The organism is Shinella sp. NM-101, assembly GCF_021401195.1.
Lineage (GTDB): Bacteria > Pseudomonadota > Alphaproteobacteria > Rhizobiales > Rhizobiaceae > Shinella.
The window spans coordinates 201738-225909 of sequence record NZ_JACBFT010000001.1; the positions used below are offsets into that span (position 1 = coordinate 201738).

Below are 24172 nucleotides of genomic sequence, written 5' to 3' on the forward strand. Positions count from 1 at the left end.
TCTCGCATGCCCTGCAATTTTCGCATAGCGTTGCCATCCGCCATTGCAAAAACGGGCGACTCGGCGTGAGATGCGCTCGCCGGACCTCCTCCCCCCATCCACCGGCCTTTCGAGGCTCTCATGACCGATGCATTGATGCCGAAGCTCGCCAGCATTTTCGCGGAGGGCTACAGCCTCGCGCGGTTGCGGGCCGATGCGCTGTCCGGCCTGACGGTGGCGATCGTCGCGCTGCCGCTTTCCATGGCCATCGCGATCGCCTCCGGCGTAACGCCGGACCGCGGCCTCTATACCGCCATCGTCGGCGGCTTCCTCGTCTCCGCGCTCGGCGGCAGCCGCTTCCAGGTGGGCGGGCCGGCCGGCGCCTTCATCGTGCTCGTCTCGGTGACCGCCGCCCGACACGGCATCGAGGGCCTGCTGCTCGCCACCTTCCTCTCCGGCATCATGCTGGCGATCGCCGGCTATCTCCGGCTCGGCAAGTACATCAAGTTCATTCCCTACCCGGTCACGGTAGGCTTCACCGCCGGCATCGCCATCATCATCTTCGCCAGCCAGATCGGCGAACTCTTCGGCCTGAAGCTCGACGGGCGCGAACCGGGTCCGATCCTGGAAAAGCTCTCGGCGCTCTGGGCCGCGCGCCCCACCTTCAGCCCCGCCGCCTTCGGCGTCGCCGCGCTCACCATCGCGATCATCCTGCTTTTGCGACGCTTCCGCCCCTCCTGGCCCAACCTCCTCATCGCGGTCGCGGTGTCGTCGCTCGTGACCGCTCTCCTCGCGCTGCCGGCGGACACCATCGGCACCCGCTTCGGCGGGATTCCGCGCAGCCTGCCGGTGCCGGCCCTGCCGTCCTTCTCCCCGCAGCTCGTGCTCGCGGTTCTGCCGGATGCGGTCGCCTTCGCCCTGCTCGGCGCCATCGAATCGCTGCTGTCGGCGGTCGTCGCGGACGGCATGACGGGGCGGCGGCATCGCTCCAGCATGGAGCTCGTCGCCCAGGGTTTCGCCAATGTCGGCTCGGCGCTCTTCGGCGGCATCTGCGTGACCGGCACCATCGCGCGCACGGCGACGAATGTCCGCTCCGGCGCCACCAGCCCGGTCTCCGGCATGCTGCACGCCGTGTTCATTCTCGTCTTCATGCTCGTCGCCGCCCCGCTCGCCAGCTACATCCCGCTCGCCGCCCTTGCCGGCGTACTGGCCGTCGTCTCGTTCAACATGATCGAGCGCCCGGCGATCGCCGCCCTCTTCCGCTCCTCGCGGGGCGATGCGGCGGTGCTCGCCGTCACCTTCCTGCTCGTGGTCTTCCGGGACCTGACCGAAGGCATCGTCGTCGGCTTCCTGCTCGGCGCCGTGCTTTTCATCGACCGCATGGGCAAGGCGGTGAACATTCGCGAGGAGACGGTGCCCCGCCTCGTGCGCGCCATCGAAGATGCCGGCGAGGACAACGACCTGCCGGAACGGCCCGTCGTGGCGGACGATCCCGATACGGTGATCTACCGCATCAGCGGCGTGTTCTTCTTCGGCGCGGCGGCCAGCGTCGGCTCGGTGCTCGACCGGATCGCGGACAAGCGGCGCAATTTCGTGCTCGACTGCACGGATGTGCCGCTGCTCGATTCCACCGCCGCCAGCGTCATAGAGGGCCTCGTGCGCAAGGCCGAGCGCGCCGGCGTGCGCGTCTTCATCGCCGGGCTGAAACCGGACATGCGGCGATTGCTGGAAGCCCACGAACTGCATGCGCCGCGCGTCACCTTCACCCCGACGGCCGATGCCGCCATGGCGGAGATTGCGGCGCGGCGCGCGTCATAGATCAATCCCGGCAGGAGCATGCAGGGGTGTTGCGTCCGCAATTGCGTGGAAACGCGCTAGCCGGACGCGGCAAGGCCTGACGCCGGCGTGACCGGCTCCCGCATGCGCCGGGCAACATCGGCAAGCCCCGCGCCGGCGGGCATAGCACGCATGACCCGGTTGCGCCCGGCCTCCTTCGCGGCATAGAGCGCGCTGTCGGCGGCCGAATGCAGGTGGTCGAAATCCGCGCCGAAAGTTGCCACGTCCGCAAGGCCGATGCTGACGGAAACCCCGATCTCCCGCCCCTCGCAGACGACGGACATGGCGGCGACCTCGCGCCGCAGCACTTCCGCGAAGGCCTCCGCCCTTTCCATGTCATGTCCCGGCGCGAAGAGCGCGAACTCCTCGCCGCCGAACCGGCAGAACAGCATGCCCTCCTCCAGCCAGGAGGAAATCCGCGCCGAAAAGCGCTTCAGCACCGCGTCCCCCGCGCCATGGCCATGGGTGTCGTTGATCGCCTTGAACCGGTCGAGATCGAAGACCATCAGCGTGCCCGCGCCGCCCGGAAGATGCGTCCGCACGTCTTCGAGGAACGAGCCGCGGTTGGCGATGCCGGTCAGCGCATCGGTGCGCGAGGCCTGCCGGTAGAGCGCCTCGCCGCGTTCCTTGATCAGCACGAGCATGGCGATGGCGGCAAGGATGGTGTGCGCGAAGAGTTCCAGCGAGAAGACGGCGAACCAGGGCGAATGGGCCGTGCCGTTGCCGAGCCCGGCCGGCGAAAGGACCGCCATCGGGATGCGCAGCGAATAGATGACGCCGTGCGAAAGGAAGAAGATGGCGGACATGGTGCGCGTCGGCAGCGTCTCGCCGCCGCGCCCGCGCCAGATGTCGACGCCCATCCAGACCGAGTAGGCCGTGATGATCAGCGACGAGAGGATGATGCGGTTGTTCACGTCCCCGGCGACCTGCCGCACGAAAAGGTAGGCGAGGCTCCAGACGAACGGGCCTGCCAGCACGACCAGCCGGTAGACGGGCCGGCGGTCGAAGACCCGGAAGCCGGCCCACATGAGGGCATAGGCAAGCATGGCGAGCCCGTTGCCGAGCCCGACGGTCAGCATGGGAAAGCCGATGGGGCGCAGCGCATAGAGCGACGTGGCGAGCGAGCCGACCCACATGGTCAGGCACCAGTAGCCGGCCGCCGCATGGCGCCGGTCGGTGAACCAGACCTGGAGCATGAAAATCCCGACGACCATGGTCGACAGGAAGGTACAGATCATCAGGGTCGATATGTCGATAACGTCTGCAATCAAATCACGCACTCCGCACGCGTGAACGTTAGGCGGAAACGCTGAAAACTTCGCAAACGAACGGCGGGCCGAGGCCCGCCGCGATATCGATGTTCAAGCCTGACGAAAAAGGCTGGTCAACCGGCAAGTGCCGCTGCCACCGCCTCGATGGCGTCCGCCGCCCGGGCACCGTCGGGGCCGCCGGCCTGTGCCATGTCGGGACGCCCGCCGCCGCCCTTGCCGCCGAGCGCTTCGGATGCGCGGCGCACGAGATCGACGGCGCTGAAGCGGCCGGTCAGATCCGCGGTCACGGCGACCACGGCACTGGCCTTGCCATCGGGCGAGACGCCGACGAAGGTGACGACGCCGGAGCCGAGGCTCTTCTTGCCCTCGTCCGCAAGGCTCTTGAGGTCCTTCGGCTCGACGCCGGTGACCACCTTGCCGAGATACTTGACGCCGGAAACGTCGCGCACGCTGTCGTCGCCCCCGGCCGTGCCGCCGGAAAGCGCCAGCTTCTTCTTGGCTTCGGTCAGCTCGCGCTCCAGCTTGCGGCGCTCGTCGACAAGCGCCTCGACGCGGGCGAGAACTTCGCCCGGCTGGGCCTTGAGCGCATTGGCAAGCGCCTTCACGCGCTCGTCCTGCTCGGCAAGATAGGCGCGGGCCGCTTCACCCGTCAACGCTTCGAGACGGCGAACGCCAGAGCCGACGGCGCTGTCGGAAAGGATGCGCACCAGGCCGATCTCGCCCGTGGAGGAGACATGCGTGCCGCCGCAAAGCTCGACCGAATAGGGCCGGTTGGCCTTGGCGCCGTGAACGCCGGTGCCCATGGAAACGACACGGACCTCATCGCCGTACTTCTCGCCGAAGAGCGCCATGGCGCCCTCGGCGATCGCGTCGTCCACCGTCATCAGGCGCGTCGTGACCGGGGAATTCTGCACGATGATCTCGTTTGCCATGTCCTCGATGACGCGCAGTTCCTCCGCCGTCATGGGCTTGGGATGCGAGACGTCGAAGCGCAGGCGCTCGGGCGCGACCAGCGAGCCCTTCTGGGCGACATGGGTGCCGAGCACCTCGCGCAGCGCCTCATGCAGCAGGTGCGTCGCCGAATGGTTGGCGCGCAGGCGCGAACGGCGGGCATGATCGACCGTGAGCGCCACGGCATCGCCGACCTTGATCGTGCCTTCGGCGACGGTCGCGGTGTGAACGAAGACGCCGTCGCCCTTCTTCTGGGTGTCGGTGACGGTGAGGCGCGCATTGTCGGTGGCGATGGTGCCGGTATCGCCCATCTGGCCGCCGGATTCGCCGTAGAACGGGGTCTGGTTGAACACGAGCTGGACGGTGTCGCCGGCCATGGCACTGTCGACGGTCTTGCCTTCGCGGACGATCGCCTCGACGACGCCCTCCGCGGTCTCGGTGTCATAGCCGAGGAATTCCGTCGCGCCGAGCCTTTCGCGCAGCTCGAACCATACGGTCTCGGTCGCCGCCTCGCCGGAGCCGGCCCAATGGGCGCGCGCTTCCGCCTTCTGGCGGTCCATCGCATCCGTGAAGCCCGAAAGGTCGACGCCGATGCCGCGGCCGCGCAACGCGTCCTGCGTCAGGTCGAGCGGGAAGCCGTAGGTGTCGTAGAGCTTGAAAGCGGTCTCGCCGTCCAGCGTATCGCCCTTGTGCAACGTCGACGTCGCGTCGGAAAGGAGGCTGAGGCCACGCTCCAGCGTGGTGCGGAAGCGCGTCTCCTCCAGCTTCAGCGTCTCGGAGATCAGCGCTTCGGCGCGCTGGAGCTCCGGATAGGCGCGGCCCATCTCGCCGACCAGCGTCGGAAGCAGCTTCCACATCAGCGGCTCCTTCGCGCCGAGAAGCTGCGCGTGGCGCATGGCGCGGCGCATGATGCGGCGAAGCACGTAGCCCCGGCCGTCCTTGGCCGGCAGCACGCCGTCGGCGATCAGGAAGGCGGACGAGCGCAGGTGGTCGGCGATGACGCGGTGGCTGGCGCGCGCCTCGCCCTCGGCCGGAACGCCGGTCGCCTCGACGGAGGCGTCGATCAGCGCGCGGAAGAGGTCGATGTCATAGTTGTCGTGCTTGCCCTGGAGCAGGGCCGCGATGCGCTCCAGCCCCATGCCGGTATCGATCGACGGGCGCGGCAGGTCGACGCGCTCTTCCTTCGTGATCTGCTCGAACTGCATGAAGACGAGGTTCCAGATCTCGATGAAGCGGTCGCCGTCCTCTTCCGGCGAGCCGGGCGGGCCGCCCCATATATGATCGCCATGGTCGTAGAAGATTTCCGAACAGGGGCCGCAGGGGCCGGTATCGCCCATCGCCCAGAAATTGTCGCTGGTGGGGATGCGGATGATGCGGTCGTCGGAAAAGCCGGCGATCTTCTTCCAGAGGTCGAAGGCCTGGTCGTCGGTATGGTAGACGGTGACGAGAAGCCGGTTCCTGTCGATGCCGAATTCCTTGGTGATCAGGTTCCAGGCAAGCTCGATGGCGCGCTCCTTGAAGTAGTCGCCGAAGGAGAAGTTGCCGAGCATCTCGAAGAAGGTGTGGTGGCGCGCGGTATAGCCCACATTGTCGAGGTCGTTGTGCTTGCCGCCGGCGCGCACGCATTTCTGCGCGGTGACGGCCCGGGAATAGGGGCGCGATTCCAATCCGGTGAAGACGTTCTTGAACTGCACCATGCCGGCATTCGTGAACATCAGGGTCGGGTCGTTGCGCGGCACGAGCGGGCTGGAGGATACGACCTCGTGGCCTTCTCTGCGGAAATAGTCGAGGAAAGTCGACCGGATCTCATTCACGCCGCTCATATCGCGTCCTTCATCTCTGCACTGTCTGCCCCGGAAGCCGGTGCATCACCCACCCAATTGTCCCGCGGCGATGAAAGATCGCCGCGCCGGCCGGAGTGCCCGCCCGGACGGCCCCGAAAGGCCCATCCATCCGCGAATTCCGTCGAAACCGCACGCGCTGGCCGCCTTTTCACGGGAAAGGCCGGAAACCTCGGGCGCCTGCGAGAACTGATGGCTTTTATCGCCCGCCTCAGTCGCTGTCCAGACACCAAAAAACCGGCCTTTCAAGAAGAAGCGGCCGGTCTTTCGATATTCCTGCGGGCGTTGCGCGGGAACTACATTCCCGCCGCGTCGTCGGCGTCGTTCGGGTCCGGGCCGCCGTTTTCCAGGAACCGGTCGGCGATGAGGCCGGCATTCTGGCGCAGCGACGTCTCGATCTCGCGGGCGAGATCCGGATTGTCGCGCAGGAACGTCTTGGCGTTCTCGCGGCCCTGGCCGAGGCGCTGGCTGTTGTAGGAGAACCAGGCGCCCGACTTCTCGACGATGCCGGCCTTGACGCCGAGGTCGATGAGTTCGCCCGTCTTGGAGACGCCCTCGCCGTACATGATGTCGAACTCGACCTGCTTGAAGGGCGGGGCCATCTTGTTCTTGACGACCTTGACACGGGTCTGGTTGCCGATCACCTCGTCACGCTCCTTGACCGCGCCGATACGGCGGATGTCGAGGCGGACGGACGCGTAGAACTTCAGCGCATTGCCGCCGGTCGTCACTTCCGGCGACCCGTAGACGACGCCGATCTTCATGCGGATCTGGTTGATGAAGATCACCATCGTGTTGGACTTGGAGATCGAGGCTGTGAGCTTGCGCAGTGCCTGGCTCATCAGGCGGGCCTGGAGGCCGGGCAGGCTTTCGCCCATCTCGCCCTCGATTTCGGCGCGCGGCGTGAGCGCGGCGACCGAATCGACGACGAGCACGTCGACCGCGCCGGAACGCACCAGCGTGTCGGTGATTTCAAGCGCCTGCTCGCCAGTGTCGGGCTGCGAGATCAGGAGGTTCTCGAGATCGACGCCGAGCTTGCGGGCATAGATCGGGTCGAGCGCGTGCTCGGCGTCGACGAAGGCGCAGATGCCACCCTTCTTCTGGGATTCGGCGATCGTCTGCAGCGCCAGCGTGGTCTTGCCCGAGCTTTCCGGGCCGTAGATCTCGACGATGCGGCCCTTCGGCAGGCCGCCGATGCCGAGCGCGACGTCGAGGCTGAGCGATCCCGTCGAGACCGTCTCGATCTCGATGATGCTGTCCTTGCCGCCGAGCTTCATGATGGAGCCCTTGCCGAACGAGCGCTCGATCTGGGAGAGAGCCGCTTCGAGTGCCTTGCTTTTATCCACTGTTTTATCCTCTACGAGCCGCAAAGTGTTCTGTGCCATTTGGTCCACCTTTAGGTTATTGAAGCAAGACAGGCAACGAAGCCGCCGATGAAAGCTATGTACACATTTTGTTCTCCTCTTGCAAGGCGCATTCATCCATTTGAATATTTTTGAGAATCGAATGCGTGTTCTATTTTCGTTTCAGGCGGTTTGGCGCCGTAACGGAAGCGGGATGACGCTGCTGCGGAAAGCGGCGGGCAAGCCGAATCGGCAAGGATGCGAAGGAAGACGATGACGGGCAGGACGATACTGGTGATGGGCGGCGCCCATGTGGACAGGCGCGGGCGCATCGCCGGCGAGACGACGCCGGGCGCGAGCAATCCGGGCGCCTGGTTCGTGGAGGCGGGCGGCGGCGCGTTCAATGCGGCGCGGAACCTCTCGCGGCTCGGCCACAGGGTGCGGCTCGTCTCGCCGCGCGGCGGCGATGCCGACGGCGAGATCGTCGCGGCGGCGGCGGCCGCCGCCGGCATCGAGGACACGCCCTTCGTCTTCCTCGACCGCGCGACGCCGAGCTACACGGCCATCATCGAGCGGGACGGCAATCTCGTCATCGCGCTGGCCGACATGGAGCTCTACCGGCTGTTCTCGCCGCGCCGCCTGCAGCAGCGCGCGATGCGCGAGGCGATGGCGGCGGCCGGCCTCGTCCTTGCCGATGCGAACCTGCCGGCCGAGACGCTGGCCGCCATGGCCGCGGCGGCGAAGGCGGCGCAGGTGCCGATCGCCGGCATCGCCATCTCGCCCGCGAAAGTCGAGCGGTTCCGCGAAAGCCTTTCCGCCCTCGCCTTCCTCTTCATGAACGAGGCGGAAGCGCGCACGCTGGCGGGGACGGCGCCGGAAAATCCGGCCGACTGGCCCGCGGCACTGCGCGCCGCAGGCCTTTCCGCCGGCGTGGTGACGCGCGGCGGCAGGGGCGCGGTCGCCTTCGACGCCAGGGGCGCGGCACTGGTGACGCCGCCGGCGGTGCCGGCGCTCGGCGACGTCACCGGTGCGGGAGATTCGCTTGCCTCCGGCTTCCTCAGTGCCTGGGCCGGCGGCGCGACGATCGGCGAGGCGCTGCGCCATGGCGTGGCGGCGGCGGCGATCACCGTGCGCTCACCGCTGGCGGCCGCCGAAGAAATGTCGCAGGCGGCCCTTGCCGACGCACTTTCGCTTGTGCCGGAGGCCGAAATCCTGTCATGAGACTTTTTTGCTTGGAATTTCGCCCCCAGTTTTGCCCAAGACTCCGCAAGGACACAGCATGACCAGAGCCGTCTCCCCCCTCCTGCCGATGCAATATTCGGACGAAGTCGCCGCCGCCAAGGCCCGCGGCGCGGCGATCGTCGCCCTCGAATCGACCATCATCACGCACGGCATGCCCTATCCCGGCAATCTCGACATGGCGCGCAGCGTCGAGCGCATCATCCGCGAGGAAGGCGCGGTGCCCGCGACCATCGCGGTCATCGACGGCGTGCTGCACATCGGCCTGGAGGATGCGCAGCTCGAAGCGCTAGCCAGGACCGAGGGCGCCATGAAGCTCTCGCGCGCCGACCTTGCCTTCGCCATTGCCGAACGCCGCACCGGCGCCACCACCGTCGCCGCCACGATGATCGGCGCGGCCCGCGCCGGCATCAGGGTCTTCGCGACCGGCGGCATCGGCGGCGTGCACCGCAAGGCCGAGGAGACCTTCGACATTTCCGCCGACCTCGACGAGCTGTCGCGCACCGGCGTCATCGTCGTGTGCGCCGGCGCCAAGGCGATCCTCGACATTCCCAAGACGCTGGAAGTGCTGGAAACCCGCGGCGTACCCGTCGTGACCTACGACAGCCCGATCTTCCCGGCCTTCTGGTCGCGCGATTCGGGCCTCAAGAGCCCGCTGACGCTGAACAGCCCCGCGGCGATCGCCAACTTCCAGGCGGTACGCGACCAGCTCGGCGTCGACGGCGGCATGCTGGTCGCCAATCCCGTGCCGGAAGCCGACGAGATCGCGCGCGAGGAGATGGAAATCTACATCGCCCGCGCGCTGGACAATGCCGATCGCGACGAAATCGCCGGCAAGGCCGTGACGCCCTACCTGCTCGACAATCTCTTCCGCCTGACGGACGGCCGCAGCCTGAAGACGAACATCGCGCTGGTGGAGAACAATGCGCGCCTCGCGGCGGAAATCGCCGTGGCACTGGCGGATTGACGATGGTGCCCGCGGCCGGGTTACTCCGGCCGCCCGGTCGCCCTTCTTCTTCTTTATGCTCGGACTTGTGCCGAACATCTGCACCATCTCAAATTTTCACTGCGTTGGCAGATCCTCGGCTCAAGGCCGAGGATGACGGCAGTGGGCGAGCGATGGGGGCTGCTTCTTCCCGCGAACGCCTTTACTTTTAAGCATCCAGCATTTCCCGCACCGCTTCGGCAAGCTGCTTCAGCGAGAACGGCTTCGGCAGGAAGCCGAACTTGGCGTCGGCGGGCAGGTTGCGGGCGAAGGCGTCCTCGGCATAGCCGGAGACGAAGATGAACTTCATGTCCGGATAGGTCTTCCTCAGTTCGCGCAGCAGAGACGGACCGTCCATTTCGGGCATCACGACGTCGGAGACGACGATGTCGACCGCGCCGTTCAGCTCCTCCATGATATCGAGCGCCTCGACGCCGGAGCCGGCCTCGTGGACCGTGTAGCCGCGGGTTTCCAGCATGCGCTTGCCGCCGCGCCGCACCGCCTCCTCGTCTTCGACGAGCAGCACGACGGCCGAGCCGCCGGTAAGGTCGCGCGGTTCCTTTTCCACCACCTGGACGACGGCGGCGGACTGCGGGGCGCCGGGCTGCGAGGCGACGGCGGTATCGGCAGGCACGGCCTCTTCCGTATGGCGCGGCATCAGGATGCGGAAGGTCGTGCCCTTGCCGACCTCGGAATCGAGATAGATGTAGCCGCCGGACTGCTTGACGATGCCGTAGACCATGGAAAGGCCGAGGCCGGTGCCCTTGCCGACTTCCTTGGTCGTGAAGAAGGGCTCGAAGATCTTGTCGATGATCTCGGGCGGAATGCCGGTGCCCTGGTCGGCAACCTCGACCTCCACATAGTCGCCGGGCGGCAGGTCGCGCAGGTTCCGCGCCGCGGCCTCCTCCGCGTCCACGTTGCGCGTGCGGAAGGTGATCGTGCCGCCATCCGGCATGGCGTCGCGGGCATTGACGGCAAGGTTGATCAGCACCTGCTCGAACTGGCCGAGGTCGGTCTTCACCGGCCAGAGATCGCGACCGTATTCGACGTGGATCTTCACATTGGTGCCCGTCATGCGGTCGACGAGCATGCGCAGGTCGCCGATGACGTCGGTGAGGTTCAGCACGGTCGGGCGCATCGTCTGCTTGCGCGAGAACGCGAGGAGCTGGCGCACCAGCACGGCCGCGCGGTTGGCGTTGCGCTTGATCTCCATGAGATCGGCAAAGCTCGCATCGGACGGGCGCGCGGACAGCAGCAGGTGGTCGGAGGACAGCAGGATCGCCGTCAAAACGTTGTTGAAGTCGTGCGCGATGCCGCCGGCGAGCGTGCCGACCGCGTTCATCTTCTGCGTCTGCGCCATCTGCGTCTCGAGCGCCTTCTGCTCGGTGATCTCGACGGCATAGACGATGGCCGCCTCCTCCGGCGCCTCGTCGCTCTGGTCGATGACGGCGTTCACATAGAAGCGGAAATGCCGGCCGTCGTCGCCCGGATGCAGCGAATCGAGCGGCGGAATGTCGCCCTGCCGGTCCTTGGCCGCATCGAGCGCCGATTGCAGGCGCAGCCGGTCCGTCTCGTGCACGATGGTTTCGAGCTTGGCGCCGCGGTCGATGTCGTCGCGCGAGACGACGCCCGAAAAGAGCTTCAGGAACGGCGCATTGGTGCGCAGGATGCGCCCGTTGCCGTCGACCGAGGCAATCGCCATCGGCGTGTTGTTGAAGAAGCGCGTGAAGCGCATGGAGGCGATGGAGGCGGACTGGTCGCTCTCGCTCCCCTCCTCGCGCGCCAGCACGATGGTGCGGCTCTCGCCCGGCGCGCCGTCGCGCATGGAGGAGACGCGGTGCACGATGCGCACGGGCAGGCTCTGGCCGTTGGTCTTGCGCAGGTCGAGGTCGAGCGTCTCGGTGCGCTTGAGGCCCGGCTCGGCCTGCACGGACTGGATGAGCGCAAGCCCCTCGCCCGCCACCACATCGGCAATGGAAAGCGAGCCAGGATGGAATTTCGTGAGGTCGATGCCGAGCCATTCGGCGAGCGTGGCGTTGAGATAGACGATCTCGCCCTTGCGGCCGGCCGAGAAGAAGCCGGCGGGCGCGTGGTCGAGATAGTCGATGGCGTTCTGCAATTCCTTGAAGAAGCGCTCCTGGTCGTCGCGCTCGGAGGTGATGTCGGAAATCTGCCAGATATAGAGCGGCTGCCTGGCATTGCTCCTGTTTGGCAGCACGCGCGCCTTCAGCCGATACCAATGGGCGCCCGAGCCGCTCGGCGACGTCGGGTCGAGGGCCTTCTGGACCCGGAACTCCTCCGCGCCCTCCTTGCCCTCGTGCAGGCCGTTGGTCAGGCGGTAGACGGCTTCGGTGGCGTCGCGGTTGCGCGACAGCAGCGTCTCCAGCGTCTGCACCTCCGCATCGCCCCTTGCGCCGGTCAGCGCGCCATAGGCGGCATTGGCGTAGACGATGCGGCCCTTGCGGTCCGTGACGACGGTGCCGTCGGGATGCGAATCGAGGAAGGAGCGGGCGAGGTCGTCGGAGGCGGCGGCCTGCGGCATGATCTCGATGAAGCCGATCAGCGCGGAAACGACGAAGAAGATGCCCGCCATGGCGAGCACGCCGAGAACGCCGAGGACCAGTTCGTTGTCGAGCTGGTTCTTGAAGACGATGAAGGCGCCGGCGGAGGCGGCCAGCACGACCGCGAGCACCACCACGCGTAGCGCCACCGCCGGCCGCGGGCCGCCGTCCACGATCGGCACATTGTCCTCGCCAGGCCGCTTCATCCTCGTCATCAGTCCCTCGTGTGCAACGGCCCGGCCTTGCGCTTTGCCCGGACCCGATGCCAGAATCATGTTTATCTGTCCGAGGGAAGCGCAAAAAGCCGCCCGAGGAAAGCAAAGCCGCGAATTCACAGGGAATATTCGCAGCCCTGCCATCGCAATTTCCGCACGGCGCCATAGTTAGGCGGCCATTGGGGTGCAATAGGCGCTGGACAATCGGCGTCAAGCGCTTGTACGACCCCTGAAAAGCCGTCAGATGATGCCGGCCTGACGAAAGCAACCTGCCGACGAGGAGTGACTGCGCCATGTTCCAGGAGATCCTAGCAGAGAGCGGCACAAAGTTCGTCATCGCCGCCGTGGTGGTGCTGCTCGGCCTTCTCTGCCTCGCGCTGGTGCTCTGGATCGTCCGGGGCCGCCCCTCCTCGCCCTTCATCCGCGGCGGACGGAACCGCACGCCGCGCCTTGCCGTGCTCGATGCGGCCGCGATCGACACGCGCCGCCGTCTCGTGCTGCTGCGCCGCGACGACGTGGAGCATCTCGTCATGATCGGCGGGCCGACCGACATCGTCATCGAGAGCCGCATCGTCAAGGCCGCGGCCGAGACCACTGAGCGGGAAGCCGCGCGGCCGGCTGAAAAGACCGAACCTGCACCCCTGCCGCAGGAGGCACCGGCTCGGGCGGCCGAAGCGCCGCTCCCCGCCCGCCCGGCCACGCCCGCCGTCCCCGCCATGGCCGATCGCCGCCCCGCAGCCCTCCCGGAAGGCGTTTCCGCCATGGGCAAGGTGCTCTATGCCGGCGACGAGGACGCCGCCCCCCGCGCCCAGACTGCCCGACCCAATGCGCAACCCGCGGCGCCTGCTCCGCAGGTGCAGGCGAACATGCCGCAGCGCGTGCCGGAAAGCCGCGTGGAGGACATGCTGGAGCAGAACCGCCAGCGTGTGCTCTCCCAGCCGCCCGCAACGGCGGCGCCGGTCCCGGCCCAGAACGTGCAGCGTCCCGCCCCAGCGGCGACCGCCGTCAGGCCGGCCGCGAGCGCCACGGACAACCCGGCGCTGGTGAGCGAATTCGAAAAGCTTCTCGAAGCGGAAATGGCGGGCAACGCCGCCGCGCCGCGCACGAGCGCCCAGCCGACCGCCAATCCCACCCAGACCGCCGCCATGATCGGCCTTGGGGCGGGAAAGAGCCGCGAAGAGACAGAAGCGGAGATGGCCCGCCTGCTCGGCGAGATCGCCGCCAACCGCAAGGCCTGAACCCGAACAACGAAAAAAGCCCCTGGAAACGAGGTTTCCGGGGGCTTTCAATCGTCATCAGCCGGTGCCGGCAGCCCGAAGGATGCCCGCACCGGACCATGTCCGGTGCGATCGGCGTTCCCAGGGCCTCCTCAGACCGGCGGGAAACGCCTACTCGTCGCGATACACCTTTTCCCGTCGCTCATGGCGCTCCTGCGCCTCGATCGAAAGCGTGGCGATCGGACGGGCGTCGAGACGCTTGAGGCCGATCGGTTCGCCGGTTTCCTCGCAATAGCCGTAGGTGCCTTCGTCGAGACGCTGCAAGGCCGCATCGATCTTGGAGATCAGCTTGCGCTGGCGGTCGCGAGCGCGCAGTTCGATGGCACGGTCGGTTTCGGAGGACGCCCGGTCCGCGAGGTCCGGGTGATTGGCGCTTTCTTCCGCCAGATGATCGAGGGTTTCGCGCGCTTCGCGCAGGATGTCGTTTTTCCAGGCGTTCAGCTTTGCCCGAAAGTAAGCCCGCTGGTTTGCGTTCATGAATTCTTCGGCCTCGTCGAGGACGAAATTGCTAAGATCGATCTTCTCACTCAACGCGATTCTCCTGAAGAACATCTCAAGGCGCGCTGTATATCCCCACGGGTAACGCGATTCAAGCCTGACGGGACTTACCCACGGTTTTTCGCGCATGCCTTTATTTTGGACCCTGCCAGTCTAATATTTCATCAAGATTACAACGGGCTGGCAAAAACATCCGGCGCGCCGCCCCTCGAACAGGCCTTCCGCCGCCGCAGCAGCGCCGCCGCCCGAGCCGCCAACCTGCCGCGCCTGCCCTCGATTCAGGCACGCCACGCTTGCTTTAATGACGGATCATGACGCGTTTTTCTTTTGCGAAACTGTCGCTCCGCGCGATTCAGACTTATTTTAGCAACTCGTGCTTTTCTGCCGTAAGGTAAGGAGCACGCATTTATGTTCAAGCAGGTGAAGGCCATTCTCACGATCGAATCCGGAAACCCGGAGCTCGTGCAGGCACAGCTTGCCGCCTTCACGAAGCAGGTTCCCCTGCTCTACTTCATGCTGGTGACGAACACGATCGCCCTGACGGTCACGCATTACGATGCCGCTCCCGCTTATCTCACCCTCTACATCCCGGCGGTGCTTTATGCCGTCAGCCTGTTCCGCCTCGTCCACTGGTGGTTCAGCCGTCACAGGCAGTACACCCATGAAGAAGCAGCCGGCCGGCTGAGCTCGACCTACCGCCTGACCGCGCTGCTCGGGGCCGGCTTCTGCGCCTGGTCGCTCAGCCTCTTTCCCTATGGCAACGCCTACCAGCAGTCCCATGTCGCCTTCTACATCGCCAACACGGTGATCGGCTGCATCTTCTGCCTGATGCACCTGCGCGCCGCGGCGCTCGCCCTGACGGCGATCGTCCTCGGCCCCTTCACGGTCTTCTTCGCCGCGACCGGCAACCCGGTCTTCACGGCGCTGGCGCTCAACGTCGCGCTCGTCACAGTCGCCATGGTGTTCATCCTGCTCACCTACTACCGGGATTTCCGCGCCCTCATCCAGTCGCAGAAGGAACTGACGGCGCGCCAGGCGGAAACGCAACGGCTCAGCGACGAGAACCATCGCCTGGCCAATCTCGACAGCCTGACGAACCTGCCGAACCGCCGCCAGTTCCGCGCCGAGCTGGAAAGGCGCATCGCGGGCGCCGAGGCGGGCGGCAAGGGCCTTGCGCTCGGCCTCATCGACCTCGACGGCTTCAAGCCGGTCAACGACACGTTCGGCCACGGCATCGGCGACAAGCTGCTCGTCGAGGTGGGCGAGCGGCTGTCGGGCTTCGTCGCGCGCGGCGTCTTTCCCGCCCGGCTCGGCGGCGACGAATTCGGCCTCGTCTTCGAGGGCGTGCCCTCCGCCGACCGTCTGCACGCGCTCGGCGAGGAAATCTGCGCCGCGCTCCAGGAACCCTATGTCTTCAACGGCCAGACGGCCCGCGTCTCCGGCTCGCTCGGCATCTCCATCCTCGGCGAGGCCGGCACCGCTGCCGACCGCCTGTTCGACCGCGCCGACTTCGCGCTCTACCTTGCCAAGCAGAATTTCCGCGGCACCACCGTCGTCTTCTCCGCCGAGCACGAGGCCGAGATCAACGAGCAGGGCCGCGTCCAGCAGGCGCTGCGCGCCGCAGACTTCGAGAGCGAGATGCACCTCGTCTTCCAGCCGGTGGTCGACGCCGACACCGACGGCATTTCCGCCTACGAGGCGCTCGCCCGCTGGGAAAGCCCATCCCTCGGCACCGTGCCGCCGGGCGTCTTCATCCGTGCTGCCGAGCACGCAGGCATCATCGGCCGCCTCACCGGAGTGCTGATGCGCAAGGCGTTGGCCGCGGCCGCGACATGGCCCGACCATGTCCGCCTCTCCATCAATCTCTCCACGCGCGATATCACCTCGAACAAGACGGTGGATGCGCTGCTGGAGATCATCGCCGAAAGCGGCATCGACCCCGCGCGCATCGACATCGAGGTGACGGAAACCGCCGTCATGCGCAACTTCGTGCTCGCTGCGGAGAACCTGCATCGCTTCGCCGACCGCGGCGTCGGCATCGCGCTGGACGATTTCGGCACGGGCCATTCCAGCCTCAGCTACGTGCACAGGCTGCCGCTCAGCAAGATCAAGATCGACCGCAGCTTCATCGTCGACATCGCGACGAACGAACTCAGCCGCAGCATCGTCAAGACGATCGTCGACCTCTCGCGCAATGTCGGCTGCGTCTGCGTGGTCGAGGGCATGGAGACGCGCGAACAGGTCGCCGCCCTCAGGAAGCTCGGCTGCCGCATGATGCAGGGCTACTACTTTGCCCGGCCCCAGCGGTTGGAGGAAACCCTCGCCTACCAGGCCGCCGCCGACACGATCGTGAACGCCCCCATTCGCAAAACCGGTTGATCTTTCCGGCGAGGAAAGACATGAAGTCGGAAGCGGTGCGGATCCTCGCCCGCGGGCGGATGGAGGACACACTTGGCATCTCTCGGCACGCCGGCCTTCCGGCTCTATATCCTTCGCCACGCGCGCGCCGCCTGGGCCCGGCCCGGCCAGTCGGATTTCGACCGCACGCTCGACGACGACGGCTTCGCCGAGGCCGAGGTGATCGCCGAGGAGGCCGCCGACCAGGGCTACCGGCCGGACCTCATCATCTCCTCGACCGCCGTGCGCTGCCGCCAGACCGCCGAGCCGTTCCACCGCACCGTCAGCGAGGACCTTTCCATCGACTATGTCGATTCGCTTTATTCCGGCTCGGTCGAGACCTACGCCGAACTCGCCTTCGCCCGTCGGCAGGAGAGCGCGATCATGATCGTCGGCCACAATCCGATGATCGAGGAGTTCTTCCACCGGCTCGTCGGCAAGGAGATCGCCGAGACGGCCGCGCCCTTCGGCTATCCGACGGCGGGCCTCGCCATCCTCGATTTCGACCGCCGCCCGACGGAAGAGGATTACGGCGGCGCGTGCCTTGCCGGCTTCATGGCGCCGCGCCCGGCCCACTGATCGAACGGCGGCGCCTCTTTTTTCGCCGGATTTGGTTTCCTATATCGCCATCGATGCTGGAAAAAGACCTTGCCGCCTAGCCTGACCACCTTCACCGACGAAGCCCGGCTCGCGCTCGACGCGCTCACCGGCCGCGCCACCAATCTCGTCAATCCGTCGATCCGGCTTGGCGTGACGGGCCTTTCGCGCGCCGGCAAGACCGTCTTCATCTCCTCGCTGGTGCACAATCTCCTGAACGGCGGCCGCCTGCCGCTGTTCGAGGCCGGGCGCTCGGGCCGCGTCTCGAAGATCCGGCTGGAGCCGCAGCCGGACGATGCCGTGCCGCGCTTCCAGTACGAGGACCACATCCGCGCGCTCGTCGCCGACCGCATCTGGCCGGATTCGACCCGCGCCATCTCGCAGCTCCGCCTCACGCTGGAATACGAAAGCGCCTCCGGCTGGGGCCGCCTGTTCTCGCCCGGCAGGCTCTCCATCGACATCGTCGACTATCCCGGGGAATGGCTGCTGGATCTGCCGCTGCTGGGGCAGGATTTCCGAACCTTCAGCGAAAACACCGTCGCGCTGGCGGGGTCGGGCATTCGCGCCGAGCTTGCCCGCGACTGGCTCGCGCTCTCCGGCACGATCGATCCTGCCGCCAATGCCGAGGAAGCGACCGCCCGGTCGCTCGCCGAAGCCTTCACCGCCTATCTCAAGGCCTGCAAGTCCGACGAACGCTCGCTCTCCACGCTGCCGCCCGGCCGCTTCCTGATGCCCGGCGACCTCGAAGGCTCGCCCGCGCTCACCTTCGCGCCCCTGCCGGACCTTCCCAAGGGAAGCCCCGCCAGGGGATCGCTGCATGCGATGATGGAGCGCCGCTATGAAGCCTACAAGACCCATGTCGTGCGCCCGTTCTTCCGCGAGCACTTCGCCCGCCTCGACCGGCAGATCGTGCTCATCGACGCGCTGCAGGCCATCAATCGCGGCGCCGAGGCCGTGCACGACCTGGAACGGGCGCTCGGCGACGTGCTCGACTGCTTCCGCGCCGGCAGCAACAGCTTCCTCTCCTCCTTCGTCACCCGCCGCATCGACCGCATCGTCATCGCCGCCACCAAGGCCGACCACCTGCACCACGAAAGTCACCCGCGGCTGGAAGCCATCACCCGCCGGCTGGTCGAGCGGGCCATCGAGCGCATCGGCATGAGCGGTGCGGGCATCGAGGTCATGGCGCTCGCCTCCGTGCGCGCCACCCGCGAGGCGACGGTCAAGCATGATGGCGAGGACCTGCCGGTCATCGTCGGCGTGCCGATGGCCGGCGAGACGATCAACGGCGAAGCCTTCGACGGCGAACGCAAAACAGCGATATTTCCCGGTGACTTGCCGAAGAATCCGGACTCACTTTTTCAAGCGCTTGAATCATCGCCTGAAGGCGTTCCGCCGCATCTCCTCAATTTCGTCCGCTTCCGCCCGCCGCATATCGAGGAGACCGGCGGCGGCCTGAAGCTGTCGGTGCCGCACATCCGCCTCGACCGAGCGCTGCAATATCTCATCGGAGACCGGCTCGCATGAACGACCGTCCGCGCAAGCCCGCCGCCTTCTCGTTGCCGCCCGACGCCACCGCGCGCGAGCCGGAGCGCGGCAAGCCCCGCGCACCCGCTGCCTTCGAGGATGCGGTCACGCTGACGCCGGACGCGGACGATCCCTTCATCGCCACCACGGCCGGTCTGCCGGACCTGACGCCGCCCGTGGCGACGCCCCGCCGGCGCCGCATCACGCTCGGCCGCATCGTCTTCGGCGCACTCGGCGTTCTCGTCTCGCTTACCGTCGGCCTGTGGGTGGACGCGCTGATCCGCGACCTCTTCAGCCGAAACGACTGGCTCGGATACCTCGCGATCGCCGCGGCCGCGGCGGCCGTGCTCGCCCTTCTCGGCGTCGTGCTGCGCGAACTGATCGGCCTGCGCCGGCTCGCCGCCGTGCAGGACCTCAAGCACGATGTTCTGGAGGCCGCCGCCTCTCCATCGCCCTCGGTCGGCCGCGCCATCGTCGCTCGCCTGGTCCATCTTCTCGCGGCCCGGCCGCAGACGGCGCGTGGCCGCGCGCGGCTGGCGGAAACCGAGAGTGAAATCATCGACGCCGCGCACCTCATCGACCTTGCCGAACGGGAGCTGATGGCGCCGCTCGACCGCGAGGCGCGCGGGTTGATCCTCGGCGCCGCCAAGCGCGTCTCCATCGTCACCGCCGTCAGCCCGCGCGCGCTGGTCGATCTCGGCTACGTGATCTACGAGAGCAGCCGGCTGGTGCGCGGCATGGCGGAGCTCTATGGCGGGCGCCCCGGCAAGATCGGCATGATGCGCCTGATGCGCGACGTCATCGCCCACCTCGCCGTCACCGGCTCCATCGCCATGGGCGACAGCCTCGTGCAGCAGGTGCTCGGCCACGGGCTCGCCTCGAAACTCTCCGCCCGCCTCGGCGAAGGCGTCATCAACGGCCTGATGACGGCGCGAATCGGCATCGCCGCCATGGACCTCTGCCGCCCCATGCCCTTCCGGGCGCTGAAACGCCCCGGCATCGGCGATTTCATCGGCGACCTGACGCCGGGCACCGCCGCCGGCCGCCGCGACGAGGCGTGACCCGACGGCAACACCCCGCTTTTCAGCGGCTGCGCCCCCGTCAAATGACGGGAGGCAGGACGGCGGGAAACCGTCCATTAACCATTTTCGCGCAAACCTCATTGCACCAAGCAGGCCAGATGGCCCTCGCCCATCAAGGATCGTTCATGTACTCGCGCACCTCTTTGATCGCCCGCGTCTCCGTAGCGGCCATCCTCGCAGCCACCGCCTTCGCCCTTCCGGCCGCCGCCGGCTCGCGCGACAAGGCCTTCTTCGACCAGGTGTCGGGCAACTGGCAGGGCAGCGGCGAGATCGTCGCCGGCAAGTACAAGGGCACGAAATTCAGTTGCGACCTGACCGGCGATACCGCCGTCGCCAAGGATGCCGGCATCCAGCTCGACGGCTTCTGCCGCGTCGGCGTGTTCAAGCAGCCGATGTCCGCGCTGATCACCAAGGCCGGCGCCACCTACAAGGGCAGGTTCCTCGACGGCGCGGCCGGCAAGGGTCTCGACATCACCTCCGGCCAGGTCGCCGGCAACAAGGTCGTCGTCGGCATCAACCGCCAGAAGCTCAACGGCGCGATGATCGCGCGCCTGGAGAGCGACAACAAGATGAACATCACCATCTCGGTCAAGGTCGAGAACAAGATGGTGCCGGTCATCGGCCTGTCGCTGGACCGCAACCTCGACGCCATCGCCGTCGGCTCGATCAAGTAAGGCTCAGGCCGTCCACCAGTCCGGGCCGGCGCTCGCCGGCTCGATCCCCGCGACATCCGCATCCTTCAGCCACGCCTCGACCGTGCGCCCCCCGACATCGAGCGAGGGCGCGACGTCCGCCAGCGGCATCAGCACGAAGCCCCGCGCCGTCATCCGGGGATGCGGCAGCTCCAGCCGGCCGCCGGCCTGCTTCACGCCCTCAAAGGTCAGGACATCGATATCGATGGTGCGCGGTCCCCAGCGCTCCTTTCGCTCGCGCTTCATGTCGCGCTCGATGCCGAGACACGCGTCGAGCAGCGCTTCCGGGGCGAGCGTCGTCTCCACCAGCGCGCAGGCGTTGAAGAACCAGTCCTGGTCCGTCTTGCCCCATGGCGGCGTGCGGTAGAGCCGCGAAACCGCGACGACCCGGCAGTCCGGCCGGGCATCCAGCATGCGCAGCGCCTCCGCCATCGATCGAGCCGGATCGCCGATATTGCCGCCGAGGCCGAGCGTGGCCTGGCGGAGCGTGTCAGACGGCATGGTCGATCGTCACCTGGACATAGTCGAGCACGCCGGGCACCGGCGCGTTCGGCTTACGCACGGTGATGCGCGCACGGGAAATCTGCGGGAAGCGCGCTGAGAGCACGGTGGCGATCTCCTGCGCCAGCGCCTCGATGAGGTAGCGCCGCTGGCCGGTGACGATCTTCTCGATCTCCTGGAAGGCGACGCCGTAGTCGACGGTCGATTCGATGGCATCGTCCGAGAGCGGCTGCAGCGGCCGCACCTCCAGCTCCGCGTCCACGAAGAAGCGCTGGCCCAGGAACTCCTCGGCGTCGTGCAGCCCGTGGCGCGCGAAGAAGGCGCAGTTCTTGAGCGTGATCGTGTAGGTGGTGGTCATGATCTATCCTGTCCGGCCGGCTCTCCGGCGCGCGCCTCGCGTGCCTTCACCCTGCGCCCTGCGTCGAGCATAGCATCCGCCATGGCAAGCGCATCCCTGTTGATTGCGACATCGTGCACCCTGAACACCGCCGCGCCGGCGACACGCAGCAGCGCCGTCGTCGCCGCCGTGCCCGCATCCCGCCCGGCCGCCTCGCGGCCGGTGACGGCGCCGACGAAGCGCTTTCGCGACGTACCGCCGAGAATGGGCAGTTCGAAGCCGAAAAGCTCGCCGAAACGCGCCATGAGTTCGAGGTTTTCCTCCGTGTCCTTGGCAAAGCCGAAGCCGGGATCGAGCACCATCGCCTCACGGGCCACCCCGGCCTCGCGGGCGATTTCCAGCGACCGGCCAAGGAAGAGATACTGGTCCTCCACCACGTCGGGCAGCTTCCGGCGGTCGCGCCCGGTATGCATGATGCAGAGCCCGGCCCCCGTCTCGGCGGCCACGCGGGCGATGTCGGGCTCGCGTTGCAGGCCATGCACGTCGTTGACGATATGCGCGCCGGCGGCAACGGCGAGCCGCGCCGTCTCGGCCCGGTAGGTATCGACGGAGATGATGGCGTCCGTCGTGCCGGCGAGCGCCTCGATGACGGGCAGGATGCGCTCCTGCTCCTCCGCCGCGCTCACGGGCGCAGCGCCCGGCCGGGTCGATTCGCCGCCGATGTCGATGATGGCGGCCCCCTCTTCGAGACAGAGGATCGCCTGCGCCACCGCGGCATCGGCGCTGTCGAACAGGCCGCCGTCGGAGAAGGAGTCCGGCGTGACGTTGACGATCGCCATCAGAATGCCGCGCGGGCCGAGTTGAAGGTGCCTGCCGTGCGCAAGCGCCCAGCGGAAAGGATCGAACGGCGAGAACATGGCGGTTTCCTCCCGCGATTAACCAGTGCCCCGAAAGGGTGTTGCGCTCGCCGAGCCTATGCCCCAAGCTTAAGCGAAGTTCAACCGGCTCCGCATATCAAGCCGGCACACCATCGGGCAGATCCGGTGGCGAAAGGAATGCTGAACCGAATGAAGACCATCGCTCGCCTGATGGCCCTTGCCGCCCTCGCCTGCCTCGCCCTCCAGCCTGCCCGCGCCGAGACCATCACCTCGAAATCCTTCGCCTATTTCTCCGTGGGCGGCCGCACCGCCGCCGAGCTCGACGAGGAACTGTCGAAGCGCGGCCCCGTCATGAAGCACAACGGCATGCGCCATCCCGGCGCCACGCGGATCAAATGGGGCGGGTCGGTCACCTATGTGCGCCGCGCCAACCGTTGTGCTGTCGGCGAGGCCAAGGTGACGCTCTCCACCCAGATCATCCTGCCGCGCTGGAAGAACCGCAAGCGCGCCACCCCGTCGCTCGCCCTCATCTGGGACACGCTCTCCAGCGACATCCGCCGCCATGAGGAACGCCACGCCGAGATCGCCCGCACCCACGCCCGCACCCTGGAGCGTACCCTCAACCGCCTGCCGGCGGAAGCCGACTGCGAGCGCATGCAGGCGCGCGTCGACCGGGTGACCGCCGACGCCGTCGCAAAGCACGACGCCGACCAGGCGCGCTTCGACAGGATCGAATCCAGGAACTTCAACGATCGGATGATGCGGCTGCTGGCGCACCGGCTGAAGAACGGCAAATGAGTAAAGGCCGGCCGGCCGCGTGTATTTCCTTAAAACCCGTCAATGAATCCGGATCGGTGCAAGCCGTGAGCGATGGCGCATACGTAAAATGACTGGTGAATTCTAGCGATAGCGCAATTCCGCAAATCACCGTATTTTCATCTCGACAGTCAACGGGAAGAAGCTTTTTCCTTCCTTTAGCCGCATGAAGCGGTTGCAACAGGTTCTCCTGGCGCATCCCCATCGAAGCAGCAGGTGTCTCCTCCCTCTCCTGCCTGCGATGCGCCCTCCTGGCCTCGCTCGTCCTGACCGACCGGCGAGGCTTTTTTTGTCCATCTATTCTTCGCAATGCAAAAGACCGCGGATTCTCTTCTTGCTGCGAGAAGAAGAGATTGCCTTGCAGGCACTCATGCAAAACGGCCGGGCATCCTGCGATGCCGGCCGCCGCAAAAGGGACGGATGTGCCTGATGTCAGGCCTGGCGTTCCGGGACGTGCACCACGAGCCCGTCGAGCGCGTCCGACATCTTGATCTGACAGGAAAGCCGCGAGGTCGGCCGGACGTCGTAGGCGAAGTCCAGCATGTCCTCCTCCATCGCTTCCGGCGGGCCGACGGCGGTGCTCCAGGCATCGTCGACATAGACGTGACAGGTCGCACAGGCACAGGCGCCGCCGCACTCGGCTTCGATGCCGGGCACGGAATTGCGCACGGCATTCTCCATGACCGTGGAACCGTTGGCGACATCCAGTTCGTGGCGCGTGCCGTCGAAGGCGACGATGGTGAGTTTGCTCATGATGATTTCCGGATCCTGTGGGCTGCCCGAGGGGCGAATGACTGGCCGGCGGCTGGTCGTGCGGGCCGCCGGTTTTCCCGCGGTTGTTTCCAACAAAACCCCTCACCAGTCAACATCGCGCCCCGCACGCGCCCTGGCAGGTCGGGGCGCGCCATCGGCGTTTCACCCTGCGGCGAAGGACGCGGCGATCAGCGGCAGAGCTTGAGGATGAAGTTTTCCGCCTCGACCACCGCGGCGGCAACGCCGGCAAGGGCGATGGCATTTCCCGGCTCTTCCTCCAGCGCGGCGGCCGCCTTGCCGACGGCGACGGCGCCGACCGACTGGGCCGAGCCCTTGAGGCGATGGGCGACCGCGGCGCGCGCGGCGCCGTCCGTGCCGGCCAGTTCCTTCATGCTTTCGCGGGCCTGCCGCGCGAACATCTGCAGCACTTCCAGTTCGAGCGCCTTGTCGCCCATGGTCTGGCGGGAAAGGTGCACCAGGTCGATCGGCCGTCCGTTGGAGGAAGACATGCCGCCTGCATTGTCGGGCGCCTCGAATGCGATGTTGAGCGCTGCCATTTGCCAATATCCTTATATACGCTACGAACGCTGTTTCGT

General features: G+C 66.9%; 20 protein-coding genes. 10 read left to right on the top strand and 10 right to left on the bottom strand.

The features are described 5' to 3' along the window. The first annotated feature begins 120 nt into the window (after positions 1 to 120). Positions 121 to 1797 carry a SulP family inorganic anion transporter gene (locus tag L0976_RS01020; protein ID WP_234185646.1) on the top strand — a complete coding sequence of 559 codons (1677 nt, stop codon included), beginning with the start codon at positions 121 to 123 and terminating at the stop codon, positions 1795 to 1797. A 56-nt stretch (positions 1798 to 1853) separates the two neighbouring features. Here the strand turns inward: L0976_RS01020 and L0976_RS01025 are convergent, their stop codons facing one another. The 3 genes from L0976_RS01025 to recA form a co-directional block, all read right to left on the bottom strand. Then, a complete protein-coding gene (locus L0976_RS01025) occupies positions 1854 to 3086 on the bottom strand; it encodes a GGDEF domain-containing protein (protein ID WP_234185647.1) in 1233 nt (410 codons plus the stop codon). A gap of 113 nt (positions 3087 to 3199) precedes the next feature. Next, a complete protein-coding gene (gene alaS, locus L0976_RS01030; protein ID WP_234185648.1) occupies positions 3200 to 5860 on the bottom strand; it encodes an alanine--tRNA ligase in 2661 nt (886 codons plus the stop codon). Positions 5861 to 6174: 314 nt separating this feature from the next. After that, positions 6175 to 7263: a recombinase RecA gene (gene recA / locus L0976_RS01035; RefSeq protein WP_203319056.1), complete on the bottom strand. Its 1089-nt coding sequence runs from the start codon at positions 7261 to 7263 to the stop codon at positions 6175 to 6177. Positions 7264 to 7494: 231 nt separating this feature from the next. On the opposite strand from recA, the gene L0976_RS01040 reads away from it, so the two are divergent. After that, the gene (locus L0976_RS01040) at positions 7495 to 8442 is read left to right on the top strand and encodes a carbohydrate kinase family protein (RefSeq protein ID WP_234185649.1); all 948 of its coding nucleotides are present in this window, start codon (positions 7495 to 7497) and stop codon (positions 8440 to 8442) included. Between the two features lie 58 nt (positions 8443 to 8500). Then, positions 8501 to 9427: a pseudouridine-5'-phosphate glycosidase gene (locus tag L0976_RS01045; protein ID WP_203319058.1), complete on the top strand. Its 927-nt coding sequence runs from the start codon at positions 8501 to 8503 to the stop codon at positions 9425 to 9427. A gap of 187 nt (positions 9428 to 9614) precedes the next feature. Here L0976_RS01045 and cckA read toward each other — a convergent pair whose 3' ends face one another. After that, on the bottom strand, positions 9615 to 12221 hold the full coding sequence (cckA, locus tag L0976_RS01050) for a cell cycle histidine kinase CckA (protein WP_234185650.1): 2607 nt from the start codon (positions 12219 to 12221) through the stop codon (positions 9615 to 9617). Between the two features lie 293 nt (positions 12222 to 12514). On the opposite strand from cckA, the gene L0976_RS01055 reads away from it, so the two are divergent. Further along, positions 12515 to 13459, top strand: a complete 945-nt coding sequence (locus L0976_RS01055; protein WP_234185651.1) for a flagellar biosynthetic protein FliO — start codon at positions 12515 to 12517, stop codon at positions 13457 to 13459. 150 nt (positions 13460 to 13609) lie between these two features. Here the strand turns inward: L0976_RS01055 and dksA are convergent, their stop codons facing one another. Further along, entirely contained in the window at positions 13610 to 14029 is a 420-nt protein-coding gene (dksA, locus tag L0976_RS01060) for an RNA polymerase-binding protein DksA (RefSeq protein ID WP_203319747.1), read from the bottom strand. 375 nt (positions 14030 to 14404) lie between these two features. Between dksA and L0976_RS01065 the strand changes: the two genes are divergently transcribed. The 5 genes from L0976_RS01065 to L0976_RS01085 all read left to right on the top strand — a co-directional run bounded on the left by L0976_RS01065 (position 14405) and on the right by L0976_RS01085 (position 20273). After that, positions 14405 to 16375 (top strand): bifunctional diguanylate cyclase/phosphodiesterase, encoded by a 1971-nt coding sequence (locus tag L0976_RS01065; RefSeq protein ID WP_234185652.1) that lies wholly within the window; start codon positions 14405 to 14407, stop codon positions 16373 to 16375. A 72-nt stretch (positions 16376 to 16447) separates the two neighbouring features. After that, positions 16448 to 16972 (top strand): histidine phosphatase family protein, encoded by a 525-nt coding sequence (locus L0976_RS01070; RefSeq protein WP_203319062.1) that lies wholly within the window; start codon positions 16448 to 16450, stop codon positions 16970 to 16972. 69 nt (positions 16973 to 17041) lie between these two features. Then, positions 17042 to 18517 (top strand): YcjX family protein, encoded by a 1476-nt coding sequence (locus tag L0976_RS01075; RefSeq protein ID WP_234185653.1) that lies wholly within the window; start codon positions 17042 to 17044, stop codon positions 18515 to 18517. After that, entirely contained in the window at positions 18514 to 19578 is a 1065-nt protein-coding gene (locus L0976_RS01080; RefSeq protein ID WP_234185654.1) for a YcjF family protein, read from the top strand. The genes L0976_RS01075 and L0976_RS01080 overlap by 4 nt, the downstream gene beginning before the upstream one ends. A 146-nt stretch (positions 19579 to 19724) precedes the next feature. Continuing rightward, on the top strand, positions 19725 to 20273 hold the full coding sequence (locus L0976_RS01085; RefSeq protein ID WP_234185655.1) for a hypothetical protein: 549 nt from the start codon (positions 19725 to 19727) through the stop codon (positions 20271 to 20273). A 3-nt stretch (positions 20274 to 20276) separates the two neighbouring features. On the opposite strand, the gene folK is transcribed toward L0976_RS01085, so the two are convergent. Genes folK through folP form a run of 3 tightly spaced genes read right to left on the bottom strand, consistent with a single transcriptional unit; the run spans position 20277 to position 22046 of the window. After that, positions 20277 to 20792, bottom strand: a complete 516-nt coding sequence (gene folK, locus L0976_RS01090; protein ID WP_234185656.1) for a 2-amino-4-hydroxy-6-hydroxymethyldihydropteridine diphosphokinase — start codon at positions 20790 to 20792, stop codon at positions 20277 to 20279. Beyond that, positions 20782 to 21150, bottom strand: coding sequence for a dihydroneopterin aldolase (folB, locus tag L0976_RS01095; RefSeq protein WP_203319067.1), 369 nt, complete (start codon positions 21148 to 21150; stop codon positions 20782 to 20784). The genes folK and folB overlap by 11 nt, the downstream gene beginning before the upstream one ends. Beyond that, complete coding sequence (folP, locus tag L0976_RS01100; protein WP_234185657.1) at positions 21147 to 22046, bottom strand: dihydropteroate synthase; 900 nt, start codon at positions 22044 to 22046, stop codon at positions 21147 to 21149. Before folP ends, folB begins: the two co-directional genes overlap by 4 nt. Before the next feature lie 141 nt (positions 22047 to 22187). On the opposite strand from folP, the gene L0976_RS01105 reads away from it, so the two are divergent. Beyond that, entirely contained in the window at positions 22188 to 22805 is a 618-nt protein-coding gene (locus L0976_RS01105; RefSeq protein WP_370577051.1) for a DUF922 domain-containing Zn-dependent protease, read from the top strand. 450 nt (positions 22806 to 23255) lie between these two features. Here L0976_RS01105 and L0976_RS01110 read toward each other — a convergent pair whose 3' ends face one another. Together L0976_RS01110 and L0976_RS01115 are read right to left on the bottom strand one after the other, a co-directional pair. Next, the gene (locus L0976_RS01110) at positions 23256 to 23576 is read right to left on the bottom strand and encodes a 2Fe-2S iron-sulfur cluster-binding protein (protein ID WP_203319070.1); all 321 of its coding nucleotides are present in this window, start codon (positions 23574 to 23576) and stop codon (positions 23256 to 23258) included. Between the two features lie 188 nt (positions 23577 to 23764). Then, the gene (locus L0976_RS01115) at positions 23765 to 24133 is read right to left on the bottom strand and encodes an Hpt domain-containing protein (protein WP_203319071.1); all 369 of its coding nucleotides are present in this window, start codon (positions 24131 to 24133) and stop codon (positions 23765 to 23767) included. Between the last annotated feature and the right edge of the window lie 39 nt (positions 24134 to 24172).